Source organism: Psychromonas antarctica (genome assembly GCF_022267535.1).
GTDB lineage: Bacteria > Pseudomonadota > Gammaproteobacteria > Enterobacterales > Psychromonadaceae > Psychromonas > Psychromonas antarctica.
On the sequence record NZ_JAHNZV010000126.1, the window covers coordinates 1 to 7102 of the forward strand.

General features: G+C 39.7%; 5 protein-coding genes. All 5 read left to right on the forward strand.

All coding sequences use genetic code 11. The features are described 5' to 3' along the window. The first annotated feature begins 70 nt into the window (after positions 1–70). The 5 genes from clpP to ppiD all read left to right on the forward strand — a co-directional run bounded on the left by clpP (position 71) and on the right by ppiD (position 6934). Positions 71–694, forward strand: a complete 624-nt coding sequence (gene clpP / locus KSO91_RS15200; protein WP_275114016.1) for an ATP-dependent Clp endopeptidase proteolytic subunit ClpP — start codon at positions 71–73, stop codon at positions 692–694. Between the two features lie 14 nt (positions 695–708). Continuing rightward, on the forward strand, positions 709–2004 hold the full coding sequence (gene clpX, locus KSO91_RS15205) for an ATP-dependent protease ATP-binding subunit ClpX (RefSeq protein ID WP_238743880.1): 1296 nt from the start codon (positions 709–711) through the stop codon (positions 2002–2004). A 156-nt stretch (positions 2005–2160) separates the two neighbouring features. Continuing rightward, complete coding sequence (lon, locus tag KSO91_RS15210) at positions 2161–4509, forward strand: endopeptidase La (RefSeq protein WP_238743881.1); 2349 nt, start codon at positions 2161–2163, stop codon at positions 4507–4509. Between the two features lie 174 nt (positions 4510–4683). Next, positions 4684–4959: an HU family DNA-binding protein gene (locus tag KSO91_RS15215; protein ID WP_238743882.1), complete on the forward strand. Its 276-nt coding sequence runs from the start codon at positions 4684–4686 to the stop codon at positions 4957–4959. Positions 4960–5038: 79 nt separating this feature from the next. Beyond that, positions 5039–6934: a peptidylprolyl isomerase gene (ppiD, locus tag KSO91_RS15220; RefSeq protein ID WP_238743883.1), complete on the forward strand. Its 1896-nt coding sequence runs from the start codon at positions 5039–5041 to the stop codon at positions 6932–6934. Positions 6935–7102 lie beyond the last annotated feature (168 nt).

Consider the following 7102-nt stretch of genomic DNA (forward strand, 5'->3'; position numbering starts at 1 on the left):
GTGTGATTTCACTCGGGCCATTTTCATTTTCAATACATTCATATTATAAAAAAATTTATTAGGATAGAAAATGTCAAATCCATTTGCTGGAAACACCGATTCAATTAGTAACGCGCTTATTCCAATGGTTGTGGAACAAACAGCAAAAGGTGAGCGTTCTTACGATATTTATTCGCGTTTATTAAAAGAGCGAGTTATTTTTTTAACGGGCCAAGTTGAAGATCAGATGGCCAATGTGATCGCGGCTCAGCTTCTGTTTTTAGAATCTGAAAGCCCAGAAAAAGATATTTTTATTTACATTAACTCACCAGGTGGCTCAATCAGCGCAGGTATGGCGATTTACGACACCATGCAATTTATTAAACCTGATGTTAGCACTGTCTGTATGGGCATGGCTGCAAGTATGGGCGCATTTTTATTGGCCAGTGGTGCGCCAGGCAAACGCCATTGCCTACCGAATGCCAAAGTGATGATCCATCAGCCTTTAGGTGGTTTCCAAGGGCAAGCGTCTGATTTTGAGATTCATGCCAAAGAGATTATTGCAACTAAGCAGCGTATGAATGAATTATTAGCATTCCATACGGGTAAAGATATTGAACTGATTGCAAAGGATACCGATCGTGATAATTTCATGCGGGCAAATGAAGCAGTTGAATATGGTATCGTCGATTCAGTATTAGCAAAACGGTTATAATTTAAGGAATCAATATGTCAGATAAACACGGGGATAAAGGCGACAGCAATAGCTTACTTTATTGCTCTTTTTGCGGAAAAAGCCAACATGAGGTGAAGAAACTCATTGCGGGTCCATCTGTTTATATTTGTAATGAATGTGTTGATCTTTGTGATGATATTATCAAAGAAGAGATCGCAGAAATAAGCAGTTCAACTAAATCTATAAGCAGTGATAAAAAATTACCGACTCCGCATGAAATTCGTGCCAGCTTAGATGAATACGTTATTGGTCAAGATACAGCCAAAAAAGTACTCTCTGTTGCAGTATATAATCACTATAAACGTCTCAAATATGGCGATGAAGCTAATGGCGTTGAATTAAGTAAAAGTAATATTCTGTTAATTGGTCCAACGGGTAGTGGTAAAACATTATTAGCGGAAACCATGGCACGTCTATTAGATGTCCCTTTTACTATGGCAGATGCAACCACATTAACTGAAGCCGGATATGTGGGTGAAGATGTTGAAAATATTATTCAGAAATTATTGCAAAAATGTGAATATGATCCTGAACGAGCACAACGTGGCATTATCTATATTGATGAGATAGATAAAATAACGCGTAAATCAGAAAATCCATCGATTACACGTGATGTTTCCGGTGAAGGTGTGCAACAAGCGCTGCTCAAATTGATTGAAGGTACGGTTGCTTCGATTCCGCCCCAAGGTGGACGCAAACATCCTAACCAAGAGTTTATCCAAGTTGATACGTCTAAAATACTATTTATTTGTGGTGGTGCATTCTCGGGATTAGATTCTATTATCGAGAAACGAATTGATACTGGCGCCGGTATTGGTTTTGGTGCAACAGTGCGTAGTAGCGATTCTAAATCCTCGTTGAGTGATACGTTCGCAAAAGTTGAACCGCAGGATTTGGCAAAATATGGACTAATCCCAGAGTTTATTGGTCGTTTGCCGGTTGTTGCAACCTTGACTGAGCTTGATGAAGAAGCCTTGGTTGAGATATTGACGGCCCCTAAAAATGCTATCACTAAACAATACGCAGCACTCTTTTCTTTAGAAAATGTAGAGCTTGAGTTTAGACAAGATGCACTTATTGCGATGGCTAAAAAAGCGATGAAGCGTAAAACGGGTGCACGAGGCTTACGCTCAATTGTTGAATCGGTATTGTTAGAAACAATGTATGACTTACCCTCCGTTGAGAATGTAAGCAAAGTGGTTGTCGATGAAAATGTTATTAAAGGTGAATCACAACCGTTATTGATTTATTGTGATGACAAAATGAAACGCATTTCGTCTGATAAATAGGCAATTAAACAATTAATTGTTAAGAAAGGGAGCATTGTGCTCCCTTTTTTCATTTCTCACCTTGAAAAATTTAATACAATCCCCAATATTAATTATCACGCTTTTTTAAAATAGACTTGTTTTGAAAAGCTTACAAAACAAGTACCTGGGGATATTATGAAAACTGAATCAGAGCTGCAATTAACCCTGCCAGTGTTACCTTTGCGCGATGTGGTGGTCTATCCGCATATGGTTATTCCGCTTTTTGTGGGTAGAAAAAAATCGATAAAATGTTTAGAAGCTGCCATGGATCAGGGCAAAAAAGTATTATTAGTGGCGCAAACTGAAGCCTCTCTAGACGATCCTAAAATGGAGGATTTGTATACTATAGGGACAGTTGCAAATATCCTGCAATTACTAAAATTGCCCGATGGTACGGTTAAAGTATTAGTTGAAGGTGTGCAACGTGCACAACTAGTCAAGAATATTGAAAACGAAGACTACTTTTTTGCTGAAGTTGAATTACTGGAAAGTGAAGCAATTGATGATGAAGAGGAAGAAGCTTTATTACGTAGTGTCATGAATCAGTTTGATTCCTATATCAAGCTCAATAAAAAGATACCGCCAGAGGTACTCGCCTCGGTTAATGGTATTGATGATGCGGAGCGTCTTGCTGATACGATTGCTGCACATATGCCCTTGAATCTAGACGATAAGCAAACTGCTTTAGAACTGACTTCGATAACTGAACGCTTTGAATTCCTAATGGCAATGATGGAAAGTGAAGAAGATATTCTTAAAGTTGAAAAACGCATCCGTAGCCGTGTTAAAAAGCAGATGGAGCGTAGCCAACGCGATTATTATCTCAACGAGCAGATGAAAGCTATCCAAAAAGAGCTGGGTGAATCTGAAGATGGTCAAAATGATCATGACCAGCTAGCGGAGAAAATTGAAAAAGCTGGGATGTCTACAGAAGCCTATGAAAAGGCAACTTCTGAGTTAAAAAAATTAAAAATGATGTCGCCTATGTCATCAGAAGCAAGTGTTATCCGCACTTATATTGAAAGCTTATTGAATGTTCCTTGGAAAAAACGTAGCGCTGTTAAAAAGAATATCGCTAAAGCTCAAGAAATATTAGATGCCGACCATTATGGATTGGAAAAAGTAAAAGAGCGGATTTTAGAGTACCTCGCCGTACAAACTCGTATCAGTAAATTAAAAGGACCCATTTTGTGTTTAGTGGGACCTCCTGGTGTAGGAAAGACTTCGTTAGGTCAATCTATTGCGCGTTCTACAGGACGTAAATATGTACGTATGGCATTAGGTGGCGTGCGAGATGAAGCAGAGATTCGCGGTCATCGACGTACCTATATCGGCTCCTTACCAGGTAAAATAATTCAAAAAATGAGTAAAGTGGGGGTTAAAAATCCACTCTTTTTACTCGATGAAATTGATAAAATGGCCTCTGACATGCGTGGAGATCCCGCTTCCGCGTTGTTGGAAGTATTAGATCCTGAGCAAAATAATACTTTCAATGATCATTACCTTGAAGTTGACTACGACCTCTCCGATGTGATGTTTGTTGCCACTTCAAACTCGATGAATATTCCTGGCCCTCTACTTGATCGTATGGAAGTGATTCGTTTGTCGGGTTATACCGAAGATGAAAAAACTAATATTGCCAAACAGCATTTAACCAGCAAACAGGTTAAACGTAACGGGCTCAATGAGAATGAGATCAGCATCGACGATAGCGCAATTATTGGCATTGTACGTTACTACACTCGTGAAGCAGGTGTTCGTGGATTAGAGCGCGAAATCTCTAAAATTTGCCGCAAAGTAGTTAAACAAATATTACTCGATAAAAAACTTAAAAAAGTAGATGTCAATATAGATAATTTAAAAGATTATTTAGGTGTACGTCGTTATGATTTTGGTAAAGCTGATTCAACAAATCAAGTTGGACAAGTGACCGGCCTTGCATGGACGGAAGTCGGTGGTGAACTACTAACGATTGAGGCTACATCTGTACCTGGTAAAGGCAAGCTCACTTACACGGGATCGCTTGGTGATGTCATGAAAGAATCGATTCAGGCAGCAATGACCGTTGTTCGTTCGAAAGCTGAGCAGTGGCGTATCAATGCAGATTTCCATGAAAAACGCGATATTCATGTGCATGTACCAGAAGGTGCAACGCCCAAAGATGGTCCAAGTGCAGGGGCTGCAATGTGTACTGTATTGATTTCTACATTAACGGGTATTCCGGTACGTGCTGATGTCGCCATGACAGGAGAAATTACGCTACGTGGTGAAGTACTGCCTATCGGTGGACTGAAAGAGAAATTGTTAGCAGCAAGACGTGGTGGCATTAAAACGGTATTGATCCCATTTGAAAATACGCGTGATCTCGAAGAAATTCCAAGTAATATCAAAGATCAACTGGAAATTAGGCCTGTTCGTTGGATCGATGAAGTGTTAGAAATCGCATTACAAGACAGCATAAAAGGGTTCTCAATAGAAAAATAACAAAAATAGGTGATAAACTGCATAAAATCGGGGCTAGTTGCAGAGTTTTTTATAAATTTACTTGCACCAGTTTAAATAGCAACGTAGCCTAATGACCAGTGTATTTCAACGTGTGTTTGTGGCCTGTATAAATATAAAGGTGAACACCACAATTATAAAAAATGGGGATAAAAAATGAACAAAGGACAACTAATCGATAATATTGCAGAAAGTGCTGATATTTCTAAAGCGGCAGCTGGCCGCGCACTTGATGCATTTATTGATACTGTGACAAACGCACTGGTTGAAGGTGACAATGTTTCACTCATCGGTTTTGGTGCTTTTTCTGTAAAAGAACGTGCAGCACGTACTGGCCGTAATCCACAAACTGGTGGTGAAATTCAAATTGCAGCTGCGAAAGTGCCTGCATTCAAAGCTGGTAAGTCATTAAAAGATGCAATCAACGCTTAATCTGTTGTTTGTATAATAATGAAGTAAGCGCGTCAAATGATGCGCTTTTTTGTTTAAAGTTTCTCAGAGAAGAATAGTTATGTTAGATAAAATGCGCGAAGGCTCTCAAGGGGTTGCTGCTAAAGTTGTATTAAGTGTGATCATCTTATCTTTTGCTCTAGCGGGTGTGAGTGGGTATTTAGGCAGCAGCAGTCAATCTGCTGCGGTATTGGTTAATGATCAAGAAATTAGTCGAGCAAGTGTAGAGCAAGCTTATAAAAATGAACGTTCACGCTTACAAGAGCAGTATGGTGAGCAATTTGATGTTCTCGCATCTAACCCCAATTTTGCGCAGCAAGTTAGAGCTCAAGCGACGCAAACCCTTATTTCTGAGTCATTGATCGGACAGGCGATTAGTGAAATGGGACTACGTATTGGCGATGAACAAGTGAAAAATAAAATCCGTAACATGACGGAGTTCCAAGTTGAGGGGAAATTCAATAACGATAAATACTTATCATTATTGCGTCGTGCAACTTATACTCCCGTCCAATTCAGCGCGAGTGTAAAGCAAGATTTAGCACGCAGTCAGTTATTGAAAATGTTAGTGGGCAGCGAATTTGTTGTGCCTCAAGAAGTTAATTTGGCGGCGCAATTGCAAATGCAAAAGCGCGTTGCCAAAATATTAACCGTCAATGCGACTGCATTTGAAAATAACAGTGAAGTCAGTGCAGATGAGATCCAAGCTTATTATGATAACAACAGTCAGTTATTTCAATACCCAGAGCAAGTCAGCGTCGATTACGTCTTATTAGACGCATCACAACTAACCCTTCAAACGCCTCTTAGTGACGCTGATATTGAGACCTATTACGATACACACCAATCAGATTATCAACGTGTAGAACGTCGTAAAGTCGCTCATATTTTAGTCAAAGGAGACGATAGTATTGCTCAGCAAAAAGCGTTAGATATTTTAGACCAACTTGAAAAAGGGGCTGATTTTGCGAAGCTTGCTACTGAAAAATCAGAAGATGCCTATTCAGCTAAAAATAAAGGCGAATTAGACTGGTTTGAGCGTGGTGTGATGGATCCTGCCTTTAATGATGCAGCTTTCACTCTGACTAAAGAAGCGTCTTTATCTGGATTGGTTAAATCAACATTCGGCTATCACATTATTAAATTACTTGATATTCAAGCTGCTAAAACGTTGCCACTTGCAGATGTGAAAATACAAGTTAAAAAAGCGTTGCACGAGGAAAAATCGAAGGAACTTTATTACGATCTACAGCAACGTCTTAGTGAGGTGGCTTTTGAGTCTCCTGATAACTTAGATGAAGCGGCAGGTGTTGTTTCCGGTGAAGTGCAACATACAGAACTCTTTTCTGCAGACCAAGCACCGGAGTTGCTAACCGAAAAAGCGATTCTAAGTACTGTTTTTGATTCAAATTTCCGCGAAGAAGGGATGAATTCTGAAGTGATTGAACTTTCAGAAAATAAAGCAATTGTGGTGCGTATTAATGACTTTAAAGCGGCTTCTACACAACCGCTATCTGAGGTCTCTGATGTTATTGCTGCGCAACTTAGCGCTGAAAAATCACGCTCAGCAGCACAAGCTTTTGTGGAAGCTATAACAGCTAAATTAAACGCACAAGAATCAGTCGCGGCAGAACTTGCTGAGAAAAATATCGAGTTTAGTAAAGATTTGACATTTGAGCGTTATAACCATGATTATGATTATCAGGTCGTTCAAAAGGTATTTAAATTAGCTAAACCGACTGCTGATCAAGTGTCGCGTGATTGGGCCGCAACTAGCACCGGGGATTATGTTGTCATTGAGCTATCCAAAGTGATTGATAGTGACCCCTCAGTTAATCTTAAGGTTAAAGATCAAATCTCTAACATGCTAAATCGCTCTACTGCTGAAGCGACATATCAAGCATTGGTTGCGCAGTTGATGGCAAATGCAGATATTAAATATCTCGTTGCTAATTAATCAATAATTAAATTAAGTTATCAAGGCGACTAATAAAGTCGCCTTTTTTGTTTGCCCAGCAAAGCTGGCAAACCCGCTCACTTGCAAGAGAGTGAGATCACCCTGATTGAGGGGAAGATAATCCGAATGGCAAGGGCGTCACTGGCTAACGGTGGGGTCTGAAGGAAG